Origin of the sequence: Billgrantia desiderata, from assembly GCF_900108215.1 — a bacterium.
GTDB classification, from domain to species: domain Bacteria; phylum Pseudomonadota; class Gammaproteobacteria; order Pseudomonadales; family Halomonadaceae; genus Halomonas; species Halomonas desiderata.
Map to the genome: position 1 here is coordinate 67,987 of NZ_FNVC01000023.1, position 17,707 is coordinate 85,693.

Below are 17,707 nucleotides of genomic sequence, written 5' to 3' on the forward strand. Positions count from 1 at the left end.
CACCGGCATGAGGCAAAAGGAGACGAACATGGCCCCGCTCAAGGACTATCACGATGACAGCGGCCCGCTGTGGCTGCTGGCCCTGGTGGCGGTACTGGCGCTGAATCTGCTGCCCTTGATCATCGGCGTGAGCCGCGCCGTGCAGGCCTGAAACCGGGCTTGCCAAGTTTGCCGCGATGCGGCACGATGAACCCAGAAACTGTGGGAGACGACCATGACACCGACCGCGAGCCTGACAGCGAACGATCCGAACCGTGCCTTTGGCGCGGTAATGTCGTTTGGCTTCGATGGACAGTCGTTTGGCTTCGGCGGTCAGTATTGGTACTGGTTTAGCGCCGGTGTGCCGGCGGCCGGGTCCTGATCGGACACAGCTGCAAGGGCACACCCAACCGGGTTGCCTTCCCTCATGAAACCCCTGGTCGGCAACCCGACCGGGGGTTTTACGTTTGGCCCCTAATGTTGATAGACCCCGTAAACGGAATCGACTCGAGGAGACGCACCATGACCGCATACCGCGCCACTTTCGCCGCCCGTACCCGCCACGACTATTATGGCTGGGGCTATGGCTGGCGATTTAGCGCCGCGCGGTCGGTTCAGTGCGCCACCTCCGACCGTGAGATGACCGGTGGCATGACGACACGATGTTTGCCGACCTCACGGAGTTGACCATGAATGCCCCCGCGACACTTGCTGAACGCCTGACCGACGGCCATGCCGACATGGCCCCCACCACATCCAGCCGGGTCGAGATGACGTTACCCACCCCTGGCGAGCTCAGACGCCGTTTGCCCCTGGCGCCGCCGGTGGCCGAGCGCCTCGCCGCGCAGCGCCGCGCCATCCGTGACATCGTGACGGGGTGCGACGACCGCATGCTGGTGGTGGTGGGCCCCTGCTCGATCCACGACCCGCTGGCCGCGCTGGAATATGCCCGGCGCCTGGCCGAACTCGCCCCGCGAATTTCCGACCGTCTGCTTCCCGTGATGCGGGTCTACGTGGAGAAGCCGCGCACCACGGTGGGCTGGAAAGGGCTGGCCTACGACCCCGACCTGGACGGCAGCGGCGACATGGCGCGTGGGCTGCATCTGTCGCGCCACATGATGCACGAGATTGCCGCCCTGGGCCTGCCGGTGGCCACCGAGGTGCTGCAGCCGATGCTGGCCAGCTACTTCGACGACCTGCTGGCCTGGGTTGCCATCGGTGCGCGGACCACCGAATCGCAGCTGCATCGCGAGCTTGCCAGCGGCCTGGAGGCGGCGGTGGGGTTCAAGAACGCCACCAGCGGCGACGTGGGCGTCGCGGTGGATGCCATTCGCGCCGCCGCGCATCCGCACCAGCATTTCGGCCTCGATGAGCAGGGCCGCCCCGCGCTGCGGGAGACCACCGGCAACTCCTACGCTCATGTGGTGCTGCGTGGCGGCCACCATGGGCCCAACCATGACAGCCGTTCGGTCGCCGAGGCGCGCCGGGCGCTGGAGCAGGCAGGGCTGCCTGCGCGCTTGATGGTGGACTGCAGCCATGCCAATGCGCGCAAGGATCATCGCCGTCAGGGCGAGGTGCTGCGCGACGTGGTGACGCAGCGGGTGCGTGGCGAGACGGCCCTGATGGGGCTGATGCTCGAGAGTCACCTGGAAGAGGGGCGCCAGGAGCTCGCCCCGGGAGCGCTGCGCTACGGCGTTTCGGTGACCGACCCCTGCCTGGGCTGGCAGGCTACCGAGGCGCTGCTGCTGGAAGCGGCCGACCGGTTGCGCTGACCATTGCGTCGGGAAGACGGGCGCGCGGCTGTACCTCAGCGAGAGATGCCGGGATAATTCCCGGCATTCTCGTTGCAACAGGAGTTGGGCATGCCGTTTTCCTTCGAATACCACGACCCCGAGACCTACCGCCGCAAGGCCCGGCTGATCAGCCTGGCCATGGCCGGTCAGCTCATCGTCTTCGGCTTGGTGTTCTCCCAACTGCTGGTGGCGGCCTTCGGCTCCAGCCTGTGGCTCAACGCCCTGGGCGTGTTTCTGGGGCTGCTGGCCACCAGCCTGACCTTTGCCGTGCTGCGCGAACGCCCCTGGATGACCGAGATGCGCTACGTCTGGCAGCTCAAGCACCATCTCTCCCGGCTCAGCGGCTACCTTGCCACCCTGCGCCGCGAAATGGACCAGGGCAATCACGTCGCCCTGCACCTGATGACCGCCTACCACCAGGGCATGGCGCAGCTTGCCGAACTCAACGGTCGCACCCTGGACGATGACGCCGAGCTGCTCGGCGAGCGTGCCAGGATCCGTCGGCTGCGCGAGGAGCGCGGCCTGCCCGAGCGGGTCGAGGGCTTCGACCCCAACGACCTTGCCGCCTTCCGCAAGAGCTGAGCCGGCCCGGCCACAGGCCGGGCCGTTTCGTCAGGAGGCGAGCAGCGTCGCCGCCCGCTTGGCGAAATAGGTCAGGATGCCGTCGGCCCCGGCGCGCTTGAAGCAGATCAACGACTCGAGCATCACCTCGTCGGCGTCGAGCCAGCCGTTGTCGAAGGCGGCCATGTGCATGGCGTACTCGCCGCTGACCTGATAGGCGTAGGTGGGCACCTTGAGCTCGTCCTTGATACGCCGTACCACGTCCAGATAGGGCATGCCGGGTTTGATCATCACCATGTCGGCGCCTTCGGCCAGGTCCAGGGCCACCTCGTGCAGCGCCTCGTCGCTGTTGGCCGGGTCCATCTGGTAGGTGCGCTTGTCGGCCTTGCCCAGGTTGGCGGCAGAGCCCACCGCATCGCGGAAGGGGCCGTAATAGCGCGAGGCGTACTTGGCGCTGTAGGCCATGATGCGCACGTTGTGCAGATGCTCCTGCTCGAGCACCTGGCGAATCTCGCCGATGCGTCCGTCCATCATGTCGGAGGGGGCCACCACGTCGGCGCCGGCCTCGGCGTGAGACAGGGCCTGCTTGAGCAGCGTCTCCACCGTGCGGTCGTTGAGCACATAGCCGGTGTCGTCGATGATGCCGTCCTGGCCGTGAATGGTGTAGGGGTCGAGCGCCACGTCGGTCATGATGCCGAGCTCCGGCACGGCGTCCTTCAGCGCTCGTACGCTGCGCTGCACCAGGCCGTTGGCGTTGTAGGCTTCCTCGGCCAGCTCGCTCTTCAGCGCCTGGTCCACCACCGGGAACAGGGCCAGGGCCGGGATGCCCAGCTCGTACGCTTCGCGGGCCTCCTGAATCAGCAGGTCCAGCGACAGGCGCTCCACGCCCGGCATCGAGGGCACGGCCTCGCGGCGCTGTTCGCCGTCGAGCACGAATACCGGCCAGATCAGATCGGCGGCGGTCAGGGTCGACTCCCGCATCAGGCGGCGCGAGAAGTCGTCGCGGCGCATGCGGCGCATACGCGTGGCGGGGAATTGACGCGTGGTCTGGAAACTCAAGGTTCTCTACTCCGGCTGTGGCCACTGCCGCCGTATCGTCAACTGGCGGCAGTGGGCCTGGACAGAAAGATGGTGCAATGACAAGCGAGTGTATGGAACGAGTATATCAGTGCCACCCCAAGCCGAAAGTCGCGCCTTGTCGCACCCCGCGCGACTCTCTAAAGTGTTGGCTTCGGGAACAAAGGCTGAGCTCTTCATTCGAAGCGCCTTCACAACAAGGAGAAAGGCATGAGCAAACAAGTGGCGGTCATCCTGTCGGGTTGCGGTGTCCAGGATGGCTCGGAAATCTACGAGACCACGCTGACCCTGCTGCGGCTGGATCAGTTGGGTATCGGCCATCGTTGCTTCGCGCCGGACATCATGCAGCACCACGTGATCGATCACCGCAGCGGTGAGGTGGTCGAGGGTGAGGCGCGCAACGTACTGACCGAGTCGGCACGCCTGGCGCGGGGCAACATCGCACCGCTCGACGAGCTGGACGTCGAGGAGTTCGATGCCGTCATCCTGCCCGGCGGCTTCGGTGCGGCCAAGAACCTCTCCAACTTCGCCGAAGCCGGCAGCGACATGGAGCCGCTGCCCGAGCTGGTCGAGGCACTGGCTCCCTTCTACCAGGCGCGCAAGCCCATCGGGCTGATGTGTATCGCCCCCGCCCTGGTGCCCAAGCTGCTGGGGCCGGGCATCGCCGTGACCATCGGCCACGACCCCGGCGTTTCCGGCGCCATCAGCTCCATGGGCGGGCTGCACCGCAGCTGCGGCGTGGAGGACATCGTGGTCGACTTCGAGAACCGCGTGGTGACCACCCCGGCCTACATGCTCGCCACCCGTATCGGCGAGGCCGCCACCGGCATCTTCAAGCTGGTGGAGCGTATCGACGAGCTGATGGATCTCTGAGCCAGTGCGGTAATGCAGTAATGAAAGCGCCCCGCTTCCTTCGAAGCGGGGCGCTTGGTATCGGGCTTATGTTCTGGGCTTTATGTATCGGGCTTTGTGGTTGGCGGGCTCAGGCCTCGTCGCGCTCTTCGCTGGCCTCGGCCGACTTGCGCCGCCGCCGGCGTACCAGGCGGCCGAACAGGATGCCCACCTCGTAGAGCAGATACATGGGGATGGCCAGCAGGCTCTGGGAGATCACGTCGGGCGGGGTCAGCAGCATGCCGACCACGAAGCAGCCCAGGATGATGTAAGGGCGCTTCTTCGACAGGCTTTCCACCGTGGTGGCGCCGGAGGCGATCAGCAGGAAGGTGGCGATGGGGATCTCGAAGGCCACGCCGAAGGCGAAGAACAACTTGAGAACGAAATTCAGGTACTGGTTGATGTCGGTCATCACCGCCACGTTCTCCGGCCCGGTCTGGGTGAAGAACTGGAACAGCAGCGGGAAGACGACGTAGTAGGCGAAGGCGGCACCGGCATAGAACAGGCCTACGCTGGAGGCCAGCAGCGGCAGGGCCAGCGCCTTCTCGTTGTCGTACAGGCCGGGGGCGACGAAGGCCCAGGCCTGGTGCAGCACGTAGGGGATGGCGATGAACACCGCCACCACCAGGGTCAGCTTGAAGGGGGCCAGAAACGGCGAGGCCACCTCGGTGGCGATCATCTGCGAACCTTCCGGCAGCATGCCCATCAGCGGCTGAGCCACGAAGGTATAGATCTCGTTGGCGAAGGGATACAGGCCGAGGAAGATCACGAAGATCGCCACCACCGAGCGCAGCAGACGCGAACGCAGCTCGATCAGGTGCTCGATCAGGGGAGCCTGGCCAAGATCCTGCTTGTCGTCGGAGTCGCTCATCGGGAAGCGGCGTCCTTGTCATCGTCGGGGGGAGAGGTGGGGGCGTCGTCGCTTTGCCTGACCTCGGCCAGCGCCTCGTCGAGCCGCGCCGAGGCCGACGGTGGCGTCGTCTCGGCATCGGGCTTGCCTTCGGGCGTCGCCGGCTTGTCGTCGTCACCCTTGCGCGGGGTCGAGGTGGAGTAGGGCTGGGCGATGCTTTCCACGTCGCGCTTGGCCTTGTTCAGGCTCTCGTCGAGCTTGCTCTGCTGCTCCTTGAGCTTCTGACGCAGCTCCTCCGCCTCGAGCTGCGAGTTGATCTCGCGTTGCATGCTCGACACGGTGCGCTTGATCTTGCCGATCCACAGCCCTGCCGTGCGCGCAGCCTTAGGCAGGCGCTCGGGGCCGAGCACCAGCAGGCCCACGATGCCCAGAATCAGGAGTTCGAGAAAGCCGATATCAAACATGGAGACTTACTTGCGCTCTTCCCGTTCCTCGACGCCGTCTGCGCTCTTCTTCTCCTCGGCGCGGACGTCATAGGTGTTGGGCTGCTCTTCGTGAGTCACCTTGGCCTGGGGCTTGTCCTTGTCGTCGCCTTCGTTGACGGCCTGCTTGAAGCCCTTGACCGCGCCGCCCAGATCGGAACCGACGTTGCGCAGCTTCTTGGTGCCGAAGATCAGGATGATGATGCCGAGTACGATCAGCAGTTGCCAGATACTGATGCCACCTAACATGAAGGTTACCTCTGAGTCGGGATTCCGGCGGATCCGGAAGTCATTTTTACTTTGACCTTGCGGCCTTCTCTTCGTGCCCGGATATTCCGAAACGCCGGGCCAGCTCGTCGAGCACGTCCCGGTGGTCGAGTCCAAGATGCGACAGCATCACCAGGCTATGAAACCACAGGTCGGCGGTTTCGGCGACCAGCGCTTGACGTTCGTCATCGCCACCGGTCTCGGCATCCTTGGCTGCCAGCAGGGTCTCCGTGGCCTCCTCTCCGACCTTTTCGAGTATCTTGTTAAGCCCCTTGTCATGCAAGGCGGCCACGTAGGATTCGGCGGGGTCGGCGCTGCGGCGTTGGCTCAGCACGTCGAAGAGTTCATCGAGAATATCACGCATGCGGGCAGCTCCGGTTGCGATGGGTCAAGTTCATTGCCAGGCCAGCAGCACGAGCCCGATGAGCCCGGCCGCCAGCACCGGCCAGGGCTGGTTCGCGGCCCATTCGGTGAGCGGCTGCCAGGCCAGCGCCAGGGCCGCCAGCAGCAACCCCAGACGCAAACGCCTTCCCCCGCGCCGGCCGGCGCGCAAATGGCGCTGGATGCCGCTCAGCGCCAGGGCCTGGCGACGGCGCTGACGATGCTCCTGTTCGAGGCGGCTCAGGGCCTGGTGGGCCACGCTGGGCAGTTCGGGCAGCTGACGCGAGAGCTCCGGCGCCTGGCGCTTGAGCGACTCCCACAGGCCCACGGCACCGGCACGCTCCTGCATCCAGCGCTCCAGGTAGGGCTTGGCGGTGCTCCACAGGTCGAGATCGGGATAGAGCTGGCGCCCCAGGCCCTCGATATTGAGCAGGGTCTTCTGCAGCAGCACCAACTGCGGCTGGACCTCCATGTTGAAACGCCGCGCGGTCTGGAACAGCCCCAGCAGCACCTGACCGAAGGAGATGTCCTTGAGCGGCTTCTCCAGGATCGGCTCGCACACCGTGCGGATGGCGGCGGCGAACTCGTTGGCCCGGGTCTCCTCGCCGACCCAGCCCGACTCGATGTGCAGGGCGGCGACCTGATAGTAGTCCTGATGGAAGAAGGCCAGCAGGTTGCGCGCCAGGTAGTCCTGGTCTTCCCGTGTCAGGCTGCCGACGATGCCGCAGTCGATGGCGATGTACTGCGGGTCCTGGGGCTGCTCGCGCGAGACGAAGATGTTGCCCGGATGCATGTCGGCGTGGAAGAAGTTGTCGCGAAACACCTGGGTGAAGAAGATCTCCACACCGCGTTCGGCGAGGCGCTTGAGATCGGTGCCCTGGGCCTTGAGTGCGGCGATGTCGGCCACCGGGATGCCGTGGATGCGCTCCTGGACCATCACTCGCTTGCGCGTCAGCGACCAGTGGATCGCCGGTACGTAGAGCAGCGGTGAGCCGTTGAAGTTGCGCTTGAGCTGAGAGGTGTTGGCGGCTTCCTTGCGCAGGTCGAGCTCGTCGAACAGGGTCGCTTCGTAATCGCGCACCACTTCGATCGGTCTCAGCCGGCGTGCCTCCGGGAGCAGCGTCAGCAGACCGGCCACGCGGTACATCAGTGCCATGTCCTGGCGCATCACCCGGTCGATGGCCGGGCGGATGATCTTGACCACCACGTCTTCGCCGCTGTGCAGGCGGGCGGCGTGCACCTGGGCGATGGAAGCGGAGGCCAGCGGCTCGGGCTCGAAGTGGGCGAAGGCGACGTCGAGCGGCATGCGCAGCTCGCTCTCCACCAGTGCCCGGGCCTCCTCGCCGGGGAAGGGCGGTACCTGGTCCTGCAGCCGGCGGAGCTCGTCGGCGATCTCCTCGGGCAGCAGGTCGCGGCGGGTGGAGAGCAGCTGGCCGAACTTGACGAACACCGGGCCCAGCGACTCCAGCGCCAGGCGCAGGCGCTCGCCCCCCGTGCGCCGGCCGACCGGCACCACGCGCAGCGGCGAGAGCAGGAAGGCCAGCCGTAGCCACCAGGGCAGGCGCTGCAGCGGCAGCAGGGTGTCGAGGCGATAGCGCGTGATCACCCAGATGATGCGCAGCAGGCGAAGCAGCATCATGCCGTGGCCTCGCTTTCCAGCCGCCGCCGCAGGCGGTTCAGGCGGGCCTCGAGGCGGTCGGCGGCCACTTCCAGCTCGGTGAGATGATCGCGCAGGGTATCGAGCTGCTGGCGCCCGGGCAGCAGGCGGGCCTCCTCGAACACGTATTCGGCGATATCGGCACGCATCTCCTCCTGGGCGCGCAGCCCCCAGCGGGCCATGCGCTTGAGCCCCTCGGCCAGGCTGTGGGCCGGCACGTCGCCCAGCCAGCGGGCCAGCTCGCCCTCCCAGTCGATATCGAGATCGAAGAACAGGTCGCGCACCTCCTCGAGCAGGTGCACGCGCCCGCGAATGGCCAGGCGGCCGCGGAACATCAGGCGCTCCAGCGATTCGCCGCCCAGCAGTTCGCCCAGGGTCTCGGTATCGAGCTCGACCACGGTGTCGACGGCGCTCTCGTCGGGCTCGTCCTGACGCATCAGGTCGATGCCGTGGGGGTGAAAGCCGATCAGCAGCGTCAGCGCCGGGCGCTCCAGGCGCAGCAGCAGCCGGCTGCCGGCCAGCCGTGACAGGCGCGTGGGGGCGGCCATGTCGCGAGCGAGCAGGGCATTGAGAGTGCGCTCGATGCCGGCCAGCAGCAGGGTCGGAGTCAAGGTCATTGCGCCCTCAGAGCTTGATGCCGCGATGCAGGGCGACGATGCCCCCGGTGAGATTGGTGTACTCGACCCGCTCGAGGCCAGCGGCTTCCATCATTTGCTTGAGGGTCTCCTGGTCGGGATGCATGCGAATCGACTCGGCCAGGTAGCGATAGCTGTCGGCATCGCCTGCCACCATCTGGCCCATGGTGGGCAGCAGGCGGAAGGAGTATTCGTCGTAGGCGCGGCTCAGCACGGGGTTGTTGGGCTTGGAGAATTCCAGCACCAGCAGGCGACCGCCGGGCTTGAGCACCCGGGCCATGGAGCGCAGCGCGGCGTCCTTGTCGGTGACGTTGCGCAGGCCGAAGGCGATGGTAATGCAGTCGAAGCTGTTGTCGGGAAACGGCAGGCACTCGGCGTTGGCCTGCACGTACTCGACGTTGCCGCCGACGCCGTTGTCGAGCAGCTTGTCGCGCCCGACCCGCAGCATGGATTCGTTGATGTCGGCCAGTACCACCCGGCCGCGGGGGCCGACCATGCGCGAGAACTTGAGCGTCAGATCGCCGGTGCCGCCGGCGATGTCGAGCACGCTGTGGCCGGGGCGCACCCCGCTGCGCTCGATGGTGAGCCGCTTCCACAACCGGTGGATGCCGAACGACATGAGATCGTTCATGACGTCGTAGCGAGCCGCCACGGAGTGGAAGACGTCGGCCACGCGCGAGGCCTTCTCCTCGATCGGCACTTCCTGATAGCCGAAGTGAGTCGTGCGCTGGTCCCCGGGGGTGGAGTGAGGGCTCATGCGTGAAAGGCTCCCGAATCGCTGCGAAAGGTGAGGCTGGGCCTCATGCTGGGCCACATTGTAGCCTTCCCCCGGCTGCCTTGTCTTTGACCTGCTGGGGCTACTGAAGCTGCTCGATCTCGATTAGAGCGGCCCGATCTTGATTAGAGCTGCTTGATCTCGATGCCCAGCGGTTCGCGACTCGCGCCGGCCTTTTCCAGACGCTGGAGATAATCGGCCCAGTAGGCCTCGCGATGCTCGATCAGCTCATGCAGGTATTCCCAGCTGTAGATGCCGCTGTCGTGGCCGTCGTCGAAGGCGAGCTTGACGGCATAGCGGCCCACCGGCTCGATGTTCTTGAGGCCGACGTCCTTCTTGCCGACCTGCAGCACGGCCTGGCTGGGATGGTGGCCGCGCACCTCGGCGGAGGGCGAGTAGACCCGCAGGTACTCCACCGGCAGGCGATGGCTCTCGCCGTCGGCGTAGCTGAGCTCCAGCTCGCGGGCCTTCTTGTGGTAGTGGATCTTGCTGGGGATGGGGGCTGTCATGCAGGACTCCGCTTGCGTTGGTGAAGCGCAGCTGTCCGGCGACAGGCGCTTCGCGGAGGCGCTGTGAACCCATCCCTGGGCGCTACATTCGCCATCCCTGGCGAATGACCTCCGCTACGACCTGTCCCCGGCGCTGCGCTCATGTAGGCCTCGCTGCTGCGACACTGGCGAACCGAGCAGTACTACGACGCTCATATCAAAGGATATACCGCGACAGATCTTCGTCCATGGCCAGCTCGCCGAGCTGGGAGTCGACGTAGGCGGCATCGATCGACAGCGGGCTGCCGAAATCGCCGCCCTTGAACGAGGCCTCCTCGAGCAGCCGCTCCATTACCGTGTGCAGGCGCCGTGCGCCGATGTTCTCGGTGCCCTCGTTGACCTTCCAGGCGATCTCGGCGATGCGCTCGATGCCATCCTCGGTGAACTCGATCTCGAGCCCCTCGGTGGCCAGCAGCGCCTTGTACTGCTTGGTCAGGGCGGCGGAGGGCTCGGTGAGGATGCGCTTGAAGTCCTCGGGGGTGAGCGCCTCGAGCTCGACCCGGATCGGCAGGCGACCCTGCAGCTCGGGTATCAGGTCGGAGGGGCGCGACAGGTGGAAGGCGCCGGAGGCGATGAACAGGATATGGTCGGTCTTGACCATGCCGTACTTGGTCGAGACGGTGGAGCCCTCGATCAGCGGCAGCAGGTCACGCTGCACGCCCTCGCGGGACACCTCGCCGCCGCTGGACTGGCCGCTGCCCTTGGCCACCTTGTCGATCTCGTCGAGAAAGACGATGCCGTTCTGCTCCACGGCGTCGATGGCGCGGTGCTTGATCTCCTCCTCGTTGACCAGTTTGGCGGCCTCCTCGTCGCGCAGCAGGGCGAAGGCGTCCTTGACCTTGACCCGGCGGGTCTCGGTCTTGTGACGGCCCATGTTGGAGAACAGGCTCTGCAGCTGGCTGGTCATCTCCTCCATGCCCGGCGGGGTCATGATGTCGATGCCCGGGCCCTGGGGCGTGATCTCGATGTCGATCTCCTTGTCGTCGAGATCGCCCTCGCGCAGCTTCTTGCGGAAGATCTGGCGCGTCGAGCTGTCTGTGCGCGGATTCTCCTCCTGGCCGCGGGGCGGCGGCAGCAGGGCGTCGAGGATGCGATCCTCGGCGGCGTCCTCGGCGCGGTGGCGCACCTCGTCCTTGGCCTGCTCGCGCACCAGCTTGATGGCGGCTTCGGTGAGGTCGCGGATGATCGACTCCACGTCGCGGCCGACGTAGCCCACTTCGGTGAACTTGGTCGCCTCGACCTTGATGAACGGGGCGCGGGCGAGCTTGGCCAGGCGCCGGGCGATCTCGGTCTTGCCCACCCCAGTGGGCCCGATCATGAGAATGTTCTTGGGCGTGATCTCGGGGCGCAGCTCGTCGTCGAGCTGCATGCGCCGCCAGCGGTTGCGCAGGGCGATGGCCACGGCGCGCTTGGCGTCCTGCTGGCCGACGATGTACTGATCCAGGGCGTGGACGATCTCGCGGGGTGTCATCTGGGACATGGTGGCGGCCTTCACAGCGTTTCGAGGGTGACGTGGTGATTGGTGAACACGCAGATGTCGCCGGCGATGGCGAGCGACTTCTCGGTGATCTCCCTGGCCGAGAGGTCGGTGTTCTCCAGCAGCGCGCGGGCCGCGGCCAGGGCGAAGTTGCCGCCCGAACCGATGGCGATGATGCCGCGCTCCGGCTCCACTACGTCACCGTTGCCGGTGATGATCAGCGAGGCGTTCTTGTCGGCCACGGCCAGCAGCGCCTCGAGGCGGCGCAGGGCGCGGTCGGTGCGCCAGTCCTTGGCCAGCTCCACGGCGGCCTTGACCAGATTGCCCTGATACTTCTCGAGCTGCGCCTCGAAGCGCTCGAACAGGGTGAAGGCGTCGGCGGTGCCGCCGGCGAAGCCTGCCAGCACCTGGCCGCGATAGAGCCGGCGCACCTTGCTGGCGTTGCCCTTCATCACGGTATTGCCCAGCGATACCTGGCCGTCGCCGGCCAGGGCGACCTGGTCACCGCGGCGTACGGAAACGATCGTGGTCATGGAGATAACTCCGTAACGGGGAGCCGGGGCTCCCGGTGACTTTCGGCGCCCCATGACAATCGGGGGCCGGACAAGAGCGTTCAGGGTAGGTGTGGGCGGCGGCCGGCGAATTCAAGCGCCCCGCTCCACCGCCCGATGTCCGGGAGTAGCGCATGCCCGCGCCTGTGCGCAACGCAGCGATTCGCCCGCAGCCATTTGGTGCACTGTTTCCTCAGTTGGTGGCCCGGTGGCGCAGCGGCGTGATGCCCTGGGTCGTCATCAGGTCCTCGGCGCGATTCAGCTCACGGGTATCGTCGTAGGGCCCCACCATCACCCGGTGCCAGGTCTGACCGTCGGCGGACTGGACCTGGCTGACCTGGGCCATCAGGCTCAGGTTGCGCAGCCGCTGGCGCAGCTGCTCGGCGTCTCCCGGTTCGCGGAACGAGGCTGCCTGCAGCATGTAGCGCGTGCCTGCCGGTGCCGCCGCTTCGCTCTCCGGCGTGGCGTTGACCTCATCGCGCAGGTTGGCGGCGATGACCTGCGCGATGGGGTCGTCGGCCGGTGCCTGCTCGGCGGCGGCGCTGGGCTCGAGCGGCGGCGGCACGTTGACCGTCGGCTCCGGCGGCGAGGCGGTGGAGGCCACCTCCCGCGGTGCCACCACCTCTTCGGGCAGCAAGGTGTAGAACTCGAAGGTCGGCATGCGCGGTTCCCGCGGCTCGACGCTCGGCGCCGGCTCGACGGTCTCGGTCGGCGTGCGCGGCATCAGCCTGGCCAGCGGCGAGTCGCTGCCCTCCTGCCAGGGCGCGGTGCCGTGCTGGTGCTGGGCCAGCAGGAAGCCGGCAATGACGCCGCCCAGTGCCCATAGCCAGCCGGGCAGGCGGAAGCCCTGGCCTCTGGCGGGGGCGCGCTTGCGGCTGGTAGTGGCGCCGCGTTTCTTGGGCGTGCGACGGGCGGCCATGGCTTACATCTCCTCCGGGGCGCTGACCCCCATCAGATCGAGACCGTTACGCAGCACCTGGCGCGTGGCCAGGCCCAGGGCCAGGCGGGCGTTGCGCAGCTCGTCGTCGTCGACCATCACCTTCACGGCGTTGTAGCAGGAGTGGAACTCGGCGGCGAGGTCGAGCAGGTACTGGGCCACCTGCTGCGGCTCCCGCGAGGCGGCGGCATGGGCGACCACTTCGGGGAAGCGTGCCAGCCGGTTCATCACCGCCTTCTCCTGATCCTCCTCGAGACGGCCGAGGCTGACCATGGCCAGGTCGTGATCGAAGCCGAGCCCCTGGGCCTCGGCCTTGCGCAGCATGCTGCACACCCGGGCGTGGGCATACTGCACGTAGTAGACCGGGTTGTCGTTGGATTGCGAGCGGGCCAGGTCGATGTCGAAGGTGAGCTGCGAGTCGGCGCGGCGTGCGGCGAGGAAGAAGCGCGTGGCATCGCGGCCCACCTCGTCGATCAGGTCGCGCACGGTGACGTAGCTGCCGGCGCGCTTGGAGAGCTTCACCTCCACTCCGGAGCGGGTCACCATCACCATCTGGTGCAGCACGTAGTCGGGCCAACCCTGAGGGATGCCGGTTTCCAGCGCCTGCAGGCCGGCGCGCACCCGGGTCACGGTGGAGTGGTGGTCGGCACCCTGCTCGTTGATCACGGTCTCGAAGCCGCGCTGCCACTTGTTCAGGTGGTAGGCCACGTCGGGCAGGAAGTAGGTATAGCTGCCGTCGGACTTGCGCATCACCCGGTCCTTGTCGTCGCCGAAGTCGGTGGTGCGCAGCCACAGGGCGCCGTCCTGCTCGTAGGTGTGGCCGCCGGCGATCAGGCGTTCCACCGCCTCCTCCACCTTGCCTTCGCGATAGAGCGAGGACTCCAGGAAGTAAACGTCGAAGGAGACGCCGAAGGCCTTGAGGTCGAGGTCCTGCTCGCGGCGCAGCCAGGCCACGGCGAAGTCGCGGATGGCGTCGAGGTCGTCCGGGTCGCCCTTGGCGGTGACGTGACGGTCGTCGGCATGCACCGTCTCGCCGGCCAGGTAGTCGTTGGCCACCTCGATGATGTAGTCGCCGCGGTAGCCGTCTTCGGGCCAGGCGTCGTCGTCGGGCGTCAGGCCCTTGGCGCGGGCCTGCACCGAGAGGGCCAGGTTGGCGATCTGGGCGCCGGCGTCGTTGTAGTAGAACTCGCGGGTCACGTCATAGCCGGTGGCCTCGAGCAGCCGGCTGATGCAGTCGCCGATGGCGGCGCCGCGGCCGTGGCCCACGTGCAGCGGGCCGGTGGGGTTGGCGGAGACGAACTCCACCTGCACCTTGCGGCCGCGCCCGACCAGGCTGCGGCCGAAGGTGTCGCCGGCCTCGAGCACCTGGCGCACGACCTGCGCGGCGGCATCGGTGGCGGCGAAGAAGTTGATGAAACCGGGGCCGGCGATCTCCACCTTCTCCACGGCGTCGCTCTGCGGCAGCGCGGCGATCAGCGCCTCGGCCAGTTCGCGGGGCTTCTTGCCGGCGGGCTTGGCCAGCATCAGCGCCAGGTTGGTGGCGTAGTCGCCGTGGGCCTTGTCCTTGGTCGGGTCGACCTTGAGGGTCGGCGTGACGTCGGCGGGCAGGGCGCCCTGCTGCTTGAGCGTATCGACGGCGTTCTCGAGCAGGGAAATGATCGTCTCTTTCATGAAGCGGTTATGTCCTGTAGCGGCTGGCGCACGAGATGGTGACGGTGACAAGGCACTCGCGAAAAGGCGCGGCCACGAAAGTTTGGCTGGTCGGCCATTATCGGCAATTGTGCCGCGGCTTTAAAGGTCGTGCGTTCAGGCAAGCGTCTGCGGGTCGACGTCCAGCGACCAGCGTACCCGACGGGCCTCGGGCGAAGCCTCCAGCCAGGCGGTGAGCCGGGCGCAGGCGGCGTGGAGCTGGCTGCGCCGACTGCCGCTCAGCATCAATTGCATATGATAGCGGTTCTGACGACGTTCCATGGGGGCGGGCACGGGCCCCAGGCAGCTCACGTCGGGGGCGTGCGCTGCCAGCCAGTCGCGCAGCACCGCGGCCGCCTCGCGGCCGAGCGCCGTTGCCGCCTCTTCCCGCGGGCTCTCCAGGCGCAGCAGGGCGAGAAAGCGAAACGGGGGCAGGGCGGCGGCGCGACGCTCGGCCAGCAACTGGGTGGCCAGGGCGTCGTAGCCGTGCTCGGCGAGCAGCCGCAGGTGCGGATCGTCGGTGTGCAGGGTCTGGACCAGCACGCGCCCGGGATGGGCGGCACGGCCGGCACGGCCGGCCACCTGGGTGAGCAGCTGGGCGCTGTGTTCCAGGGCGCGAAAGTCGCTGGCATAGAGCCCGGCGTCGGCGTTGACCACGATCACCAGGGTGACATGGGGCAGGTGGTGGCCCTTGGCCAGCATCTGCGTGCCCACCAGCAGGCAGGGCTCGCCGCGTCTGACCTCGGCGAGGGTGCGCTCGAAGGCGTCGCGGCGCCGTGTGCTGTCACGGTCGATACGGTGCACCGGTACCTTGGGGAAGAGCGTGGCCAGGGTCTCCTCGGTGCGCTCGGTGCCGCTGCCCAAGGGGCGCAGATCGGCGCTGCCGCAGTCGGGGCAGGCATCCGGCACCGGGCGGCGTTTGTCGCAGTGGTGGCAGGCCAGCATCGGCGGCTGGCGATGCAGCGTCATGCGCGCGTCGCAGGAATCGCAGTCCGCCAGCCAGCCGCAGGCGTGACAGGCCAGGGTCGGCGCGAAGCCGCGACGGTTGATGAACACCAGCACCTGATGCCCGGCTGCGAGGGTGGTGCGGATCGCCTCGATGGCCGGCGGAATGAGCCCGCCCTGGCGCGGCCGGCCGCGCAGGTCGATCAGCTCCAGCCGGGCCGGGGCATGGCGGCTGGCGCGACGGGTCAGGCGCAGGTGCCGATAGTTGCCGCGCTCGGCGTGGTAGAGGCTCTCCAGCGACGGCGTGGCGCTGCCGAGTACCAGCGGAATACCGTGATGCTTGGCGCGGGCCACGGCCAGGTCGCGGGCGTGGTAGCGCAGCCCCTCCTGCTGCTTGAACGAGCCGTCATGCTCCTCGTCGACGATGATCGCGCCGGGCCGCGCCAGCGGCGTGAAGATCGCCGAGCGGGTGCCGATGACGATGGGCGCGCGACCGCTGGCCACTGCCTCCCAGGCGTCCAGGCGCTCGTTGTCGGTGAGTCCCGAGTGCAGCGCCACCACCGGCACCCGGAAGCGGCTGCGGAAGCGCGCCAGGGTCTGCGGGGTGAGGCCGATCTCCGGTACCAGCAGCAGCGCCTGGCGGCCGCGGGCGACCACCGCCTCGATCAGCTGCAGGTAGACTTCGGTCTTGCCGCTGCCAGTCACGCCGTGCAGCAGGCAAGGGTGAAAGGCGTCGAGGCGCTCGTGGATGGCCGCCAGCGCCTGGGCCTGTTCGCGGTTGAGCGGCAGGGCCGGCTCGGCGAGCAGCTGCTCGGTGGCGGGCTCGGCGGCGGTCAGGGGGATCTCTTCGCGCACGGCGAGGCGTTTTTCCACCAGCGTGGCCAGCTGCTCGCGGGAATAGCCCTGCGCCACGATGGCCTGGGTGGGCAGCCCGTGGGGGTGCTGGCGCAGCATGGCCAGCAGCTCGGCCTGGCGCGGCGCACGCTTGAGGCGCGGGTCGTCGGCGCCAGGTGTTGCCAAGGCCTGCCAGCGCTCGCGCATACGACCGGCTAGCGGGCGGCCCTGGCGCAGCAGCACGGGCATTGCCTGGTGCAGGGTGTCGCCGAGAGAGTGCTGGTAGTAGCGTGCGGTGAAGCGGCACAGCCACAGCCAGTCCTCGGGCAGCGGCTCGGCATCCAGCCAGGTGTCCACCGGCTTGAGCTGCTCCAGCGGGAAGTCGCTGCGGTCGCTGCACTCCACCACCACGCCGACCACCTGGCGTCGCCCGAACGGCACGCGCACGCGCATGCCGGGCAGCCAGCCGCCGGCAGGCGCCTCGCGGCACGGGCGGTAGTCGAACAGGCGTCGCAGTGGGGTGGGCACCGCCACCCGCAGCACGCGCGGCGGGGGCGGGGAGAGGGATTCGGGCAATTGGCCTCCGGCGTCGACTCTGCTAGAATATCCGGCCGTCGTGGCATCTGGCTCTGAGGCTCGGGCCCGGCGGCTACCGGTTGGTTGAAACGACTTAACGTTGTACGCGTAGCGACGATAGACAACCCGTATGCGGTGCCTGGCATGAGATCAGGTGGCGGCATACCGCTCCATGAGGCTCAAGATGAAACAAGGTATTCACCCGGATTACAAGAAGGTCACTGCGACTTGCTCCTGCGGCGCGACCTTCGAGGTCGGCACCACCGTCGGCCATGACCTGTCACTGGACGTTTGCTCCCAGTGCCACCCCTTCTACACCGGTAAGCAGAAGCAGGCGACCACCGGTGGTCGCGTCGAGCGCTTCAACAAGCGCTTCGGAGCTGCCATCAAGCGCGGCTGATCCGGTTCGCCCCAGGGCGACGATCGCAGTGCGAGAAAACCCGCCGTCACGGCGGGTTTTCTTTTGGTGCGCCAGGCATGGCGCGCAGCGCCCGACGGGCGCTGTTTCCGAGGGTGGTGCCTCGGAATGACTTGGGGGTGAAAGTCCCCTACGGACCCTGATAGCGGGAACCGTTAGCCGAACAGCAAGGGTGTCCGTCGCGAGACGGAATCTGAAGGAAGTTGGAGGCAAACTCCCGGCCCGACGAACAGAAATCGCATACGAGGCTGTCGCCACCTGGGCGAGAGGGCCAAGAAACTCGAAGCCCAATAGCTATCCGGAAGGGGCGGCAGTAGATGCGGCGGGTGTATGGGAGGAAGGTCGCGCGTCTTACCCTGGGAGGTCTGATGGTCTGCCACAGTG

20 protein-coding genes are annotated in these 17,707 nt (G+C 67.4%); 6 read left to right on the top strand and 14 right to left on the bottom strand.

Annotated elements, in window-relative coordinates; translation table 11 throughout:
• Positions 1–28 precede the first annotated feature (28 nt).
• The 4 genes from C4S71_RS22915 to C4S71_RS17845 all read left to right on the top strand — a co-directional run bounded on the left by C4S71_RS22915 (position 29) and on the right by C4S71_RS17845 (position 2,354).
• Positions 29–151: a hypothetical protein gene (locus C4S71_RS22915; protein WP_255408539.1), complete on the top strand. Its 123-nt coding sequence runs from the start codon at positions 29–31 to the stop codon at positions 149–151.
• 63 nt (positions 152–214) lie between these two features.
• Positions 215–361 carry a hypothetical protein gene (locus tag C4S71_RS22520; RefSeq protein ID WP_160113410.1) on the top strand — a complete coding sequence of 49 codons (147 nt, stop codon included), beginning with the start codon at positions 215–217 and terminating at the stop codon, positions 359–361.
• 307 nt (positions 362–668) lie between these two features.
• Positions 669–1,751, top strand: a complete 1,083-nt coding sequence (locus C4S71_RS17840) for a 3-deoxy-7-phosphoheptulonate synthase (protein WP_304481840.1) — start codon at positions 669–671, stop codon at positions 1,749–1,751.
• A 90-nt stretch (positions 1,752–1,841) separates the two neighbouring features.
• Entirely contained in the window at positions 1,842–2,354 is a 513-nt protein-coding gene (locus C4S71_RS17845; RefSeq protein WP_103970088.1) for a DUF3087 family protein, read from the top strand.
• A gap of 30 nt (positions 2,355–2,384) precedes the next feature.
• Here C4S71_RS17845 and hemB read toward each other — a convergent pair whose 3' ends face one another.
• Positions 2,385–3,392: a porphobilinogen synthase gene (gene hemB / locus C4S71_RS17850; RefSeq protein ID WP_103970089.1), complete on the bottom strand. Its 1,008-nt coding sequence runs from the start codon at positions 3,390–3,392 to the stop codon at positions 2,385–2,387.
• Positions 3,393–3,620: 228 nt separating this feature from the next.
• On the opposite strand from hemB, the gene elbB reads away from it, so the two are divergent.
• Positions 3,621–4,283, top strand: a complete 663-nt coding sequence (elbB, locus tag C4S71_RS17855) for an isoprenoid biosynthesis glyoxalase ElbB (protein WP_086509323.1) — start codon at positions 3,621–3,623, stop codon at positions 4,281–4,283.
• A 109-nt stretch (positions 4,284–4,392) separates the two neighbouring features.
• Here elbB and tatC read toward each other — a convergent pair whose 3' ends face one another.
• The 13 genes from tatC to C4S71_RS17920 all read right to left on the bottom strand — a co-directional run bounded on the left by tatC (position 4,393) and on the right by C4S71_RS17920 (position 16,905).
• Positions 4,393–5,172, bottom strand: coding sequence for a twin-arginine translocase subunit TatC (gene tatC / locus C4S71_RS17860; protein WP_103970090.1), 780 nt, complete (start codon positions 5,170–5,172; stop codon positions 4,393–4,395).
• Positions 5,169–5,615 carry a Sec-independent protein translocase protein TatB gene (gene tatB / locus C4S71_RS17865; RefSeq protein ID WP_103970091.1) on the bottom strand — a complete coding sequence of 149 codons (447 nt, stop codon included), beginning with the start codon at positions 5,613–5,615 and terminating at the stop codon, positions 5,169–5,171. The genes tatC and tatB overlap by 4 nt, the downstream gene beginning before the upstream one ends.
• A 6-nt stretch (positions 5,616–5,621) precedes the next feature.
• Positions 5,622–5,882, bottom strand: a complete 261-nt coding sequence (gene tatA / locus C4S71_RS17870; protein ID WP_103970092.1) for a Sec-independent protein translocase subunit TatA — start codon at positions 5,880–5,882, stop codon at positions 5,622–5,624.
• Between the two features lie 46 nt (positions 5,883–5,928).
• Entirely contained in the window at positions 5,929–6,264 is a 336-nt protein-coding gene (locus tag C4S71_RS17875; RefSeq protein ID WP_086509319.1) for a phosphoribosyl-ATP diphosphatase, read from the bottom strand.
• A gap of 30 nt (positions 6,265–6,294) precedes the next feature.
• Positions 6,295–7,917, bottom strand: coding sequence for a ubiquinone biosynthesis regulatory protein kinase UbiB (gene ubiB / locus C4S71_RS17880; protein ID WP_103970099.1), 1,623 nt, complete (start codon positions 7,915–7,917; stop codon positions 6,295–6,297).
• Positions 7,917–8,555 carry a ubiquinone biosynthesis accessory factor UbiJ gene (locus C4S71_RS17885; RefSeq protein ID WP_086509318.1) on the bottom strand — a complete coding sequence of 213 codons (639 nt, stop codon included), beginning with the start codon at positions 8,553–8,555 and terminating at the stop codon, positions 7,917–7,919. The genes ubiB and C4S71_RS17885 overlap by 1 nt, the downstream gene beginning before the upstream one ends.
• Positions 8,556–8,562: 7 nt before the next feature.
• Complete coding sequence (gene ubiE / locus C4S71_RS17890) at positions 8,563–9,330, bottom strand: bifunctional demethylmenaquinone methyltransferase/2-methoxy-6-polyprenyl-1,4-benzoquinol methylase UbiE (RefSeq protein ID WP_086509317.1); 768 nt, start codon at positions 9,328–9,330, stop codon at positions 8,563–8,565.
• A 143-nt stretch (positions 9,331–9,473) separates the two neighbouring features.
• Entirely contained in the window at positions 9,474–9,857 is a 384-nt protein-coding gene (locus tag C4S71_RS17895) for a gamma-butyrobetaine hydroxylase family protein (protein WP_086509316.1), read from the bottom strand.
• A gap of 196 nt (positions 9,858–10,053) precedes the next feature.
• Positions 10,054–11,376 (bottom strand): ATP-dependent protease ATPase subunit HslU, encoded by a 1,323-nt coding sequence (gene hslU, locus C4S71_RS17900; protein WP_086509360.1) that lies wholly within the window; start codon positions 11,374–11,376, stop codon positions 10,054–10,056.
• A gap of 11 nt (positions 11,377–11,387) precedes the next feature.
• The gene (gene hslV, locus C4S71_RS17905) at positions 11,388–11,906 is read right to left on the bottom strand and encodes an ATP-dependent protease subunit HslV (protein ID WP_010630122.1); all 519 of its coding nucleotides are present in this window, start codon (positions 11,904–11,906) and stop codon (positions 11,388–11,390) included.
• Between the two features lie 211 nt (positions 11,907–12,117).
• Positions 12,118–12,843: an SPOR domain-containing protein gene (locus C4S71_RS17910; RefSeq protein WP_103970093.1), complete on the bottom strand. Its 726-nt coding sequence runs from the start codon at positions 12,841–12,843 to the stop codon at positions 12,118–12,120.
• A 3-nt stretch (positions 12,844–12,846) separates the two neighbouring features.
• A complete protein-coding gene (argS, locus tag C4S71_RS17915) occupies positions 12,847–14,532 on the bottom strand; it encodes an arginine--tRNA ligase (protein WP_103970094.1) in 1,686 nt (561 codons plus the stop codon).
• A 135-nt stretch (positions 14,533–14,667) separates the two neighbouring features.
• Positions 14,668–16,905 carry a primosomal protein N' gene (locus C4S71_RS17920; RefSeq protein ID WP_103970095.1) on the bottom strand — a complete coding sequence of 746 codons (2,238 nt, stop codon included), beginning with the start codon at positions 16,903–16,905 and terminating at the stop codon, positions 14,668–14,670.
• Between the two features lie 184 nt (positions 16,906–17,089).
• On the opposite strand from C4S71_RS17920, the gene rpmE reads away from it, so the two are divergent.
• Positions 17,090–17,305, top strand: coding sequence for a 50S ribosomal protein L31 (rpmE, locus tag C4S71_RS17925; RefSeq protein WP_026038326.1), 216 nt, complete (start codon positions 17,090–17,092; stop codon positions 17,303–17,305).
• Positions 17,306–17,707: the final 402 nt, after the last annotated feature.